Here is a 2917-nt window from a genome sequence, read left to right on the forward strand (position 1 = left end):
CACTTGTTTGAATTGGAACCTGTTTTGCCTGTAAAATCAAATAACTGTCACGTAAATTCTCACCAAAATACTGTCCTGAATCGATTGTAAAAATCTTGCCATCATCGAAATAGAAAGTAAAGCGCAGTAGATAAGTACGCCACAATCCAGCTCTAGGGGCAATTGTGGTTGAAAAAATTAAGTCGATTGTTACATTTTCAATTTGATCATAATGATAATTTAAATTATATTTATTCATATTTTTAGTTATCATGCCTTTAAAAATAGCCCATCTTGTTTGAAAATCCAAAGAACAAACAGAAACATAACGATCTGTCAATTCAATATACTTTTGCTTACTACAATGATAAGACATCATTAAGGTCATGATGATAAAAAATAAAACCACAACACTTATTTTAATTCCAATATTTTGATAATTAGAAATCGGTGCTAAATTGGCATTAATCAACTGTACATTGATATACTCAATTGTTTTATCAATTCCGACAAAACCAATCGCTAAAAAGAGTGTTGCCACAATGATAAACGGTAATGATGATAAAAAGTTTACTGGATCAATCCGATAACCTAATATAGTCGTTTTTACTGGTTTTAAATAATTGAATATTTTTTTTAAATTAGATTTTAATTCACCAGCTTTAATATTATTTTCATTTAATATATTTTCATCACTGACAATATCTAATAATGGCATTTCTTTTTCTTTTAGCTCATTACAAACTTCCTGGATATATTTTAATGATTTAATTTTATGATCGATCATTTTTAGATGGTCATCTAATACTTCCTGAAAATCTTTTTGATTATCAATAATGGCGATTATTTGTTCGATTGGCAAATCAAGTTCACGTAAAAAGATTATTTTCTTGATTCGTTTTAAATCATCATCACTATAATTCCGATAGCCATTTTGATCACGGTTACAAGTAACTAGACCCATCTTTTCATAATAACGCAACGTATAACTGCTGATTCCTAATAATCTTTGAACTTCAACTATTTTCATATTATCCCTTCTTTCTACCTTCAATATACACTTTAGAGCTGCTCTAAGGTCAAGAAGAATAAGGATTATAATGATAAATCACGTTTTTCAAAGATTTTAGTTCCCAAAATAATCAAAATAAACGCTAATAAAAATAAAATCATGACCATAATGATCGCTTTTGTTTCTAAATTAATTAAACCCGTGGTATCAAACAAAGATAATGGTGTTAAATATTTTAGAAAAGTAATTTTATCGCTTACCTGTCCTAGCATCTGGATCAAGATAAAAATCACAATAATTCCCCCACTAACACCACTTGCTAGTCTAGTTTCTCGAAACAGACAGCCGCCTAAATAAACAATTCCTAGAAAGAATAACTGTAAAGCAAATAAACCAAGATTTAAAATAAGAAACTGATCAAGACAAATAAGCTGATCAAACAATAATTTACCACAAACTATTACTAAAATAATTTCATAAATAATCAAAACTAATATTCCTAATATAGCTGTAAATAACTGCGTTAATACAATTTGTTTACGACTATGATAACTAGCTAGTAAATAAGCTAATGAGCCATTATCATTATAACGAACTAATAAACGATTGATCATGATCAAGGTAAATATAAATGGGATTACGATCATAATAAAGCCAAACAAATAATTAGTGACAAATTCGATTAAAGTTGTTCCGGCATTACTCATCGAAAAAGCAGCAAATAACTCAGGCATACTTTGCGCCATCATTTCTAAACTTTTACCAAGTTCTGGATCAAACATCGCCACAATGATCCCGCCATACATTGTAATAATAAGGATAAAGATGATTAATATTTTATAATTAGCTTTAATTTCTTTTAACAATAATGGTTTAATCATGGTTATTTCCTCCATAATAATGTAAAAATAATTCTTCTAATGATTGTAGACGTACTGTGATGTCTTCGATTCGATAGTTACTAAGATCTTTAATTATTTGATCAACATGATTACTATATAATAATGTTACCTGTTTACCTTGAATGATTGATTCAGGATATAATTTTTTAAATTTATTTGCATCATTACTACAAGCAAATTTAATTTCATAGTGTTTATGCCGTTTCTTTTTTAAATCTTCCATCTCTTTACAAGCAATGATTTTTCCTTGTTTGATCATTACGACTCGATTACAAGTATGTTCAATTTCTTCAAAAATATGTGATGACATCAAGATTGTTTTACCACTACGTTTAGCCTGGTCGATCAATTCAATAAATTTATTTTGCATTAACGGATCTAAACCGCTTGTAGGTTCATCAAGAATTAAAATCGGAGCATCTTGCATAAAAGCGATTACTAATCCAACCTTTTGTTTCATTCCTTTTGACATTCGTTTAATTTGATTTTTCGGATCTAACTGTAAAAACTCAATCAATTCCCTGGCTTTATTAAAATCAGCCATTCCTTTCATCCTAGCAATAAACTTAATAAAGTCAAGTCCGGTCATTTCATCCATAAAAGCTATTTCCCCTGGTAAATAACCAATATGTTTTTGAATTATTTCACGCTGATCAAAACAATCTAGATCCATGATCGAAACTTTACCACTATCAGCTTTTATAAAGCCCATTAACTGTCTAATTAAAGTAGTTTTACCCGAACCATTAGGTCCCAAAATTCCTACTACTTCCCCTTTTTCAATCGAAAAACTTACATCAAATAAACCTTTTTGATCCCCATAATCTTTAGTTACATGATCAATCGTAATTATAGCCATTGTTTATCTCCTTATTTACTATTCAATTAATATTATACAATTGATAATCCTTGCAGACAAATAAAACTAGAAAAAACTATTTTAATGATTATATTTCTAGACAAATTTATTCCTAGTTAATCAACATATTTTTTGATAAGTAGCTCTTAATAAATCTTAACAAAA

General features: G+C 28.7%; 3 protein-coding genes. All 3 read right to left on the minus strand.

Annotated elements, in window-relative coordinates; all coding sequences use genetic code 11:
- A partial coding sequence (locus tag J7M77_RS07170) for a MerR family transcriptional regulator (protein ID WP_296877153.1) occupies positions 1-1009 on the minus strand: 1009 nt, incomplete at its 3' end.
- Between the two features lie 65 nt (positions 1010-1074).
- Positions 1075-1872, minus strand: a complete 798-nt coding sequence (locus J7M77_RS07175; RefSeq protein WP_296877154.1) for an ABC transporter permease subunit — start codon at positions 1870-1872, stop codon at positions 1075-1077.
- Complete coding sequence (locus tag J7M77_RS07180; RefSeq protein ID WP_296877155.1) at positions 1865-2752, minus strand: ABC transporter ATP-binding protein; 888 nt, start codon at positions 2750-2752, stop codon at positions 1865-1867. Before J7M77_RS07180 ends, J7M77_RS07175 begins: the two co-directional genes overlap by 8 nt.
- Between the last annotated feature and the right edge of the window lie 165 nt (positions 2753-2917).

The sequence above is a fragment of the Thomasclavelia sp. genome (assembly GCF_017889095.1).
GTDB lineage: Bacteria > Bacillota_I > Bacilli_A > Erysipelotrichales > Coprobacillaceae > Thomasclavelia.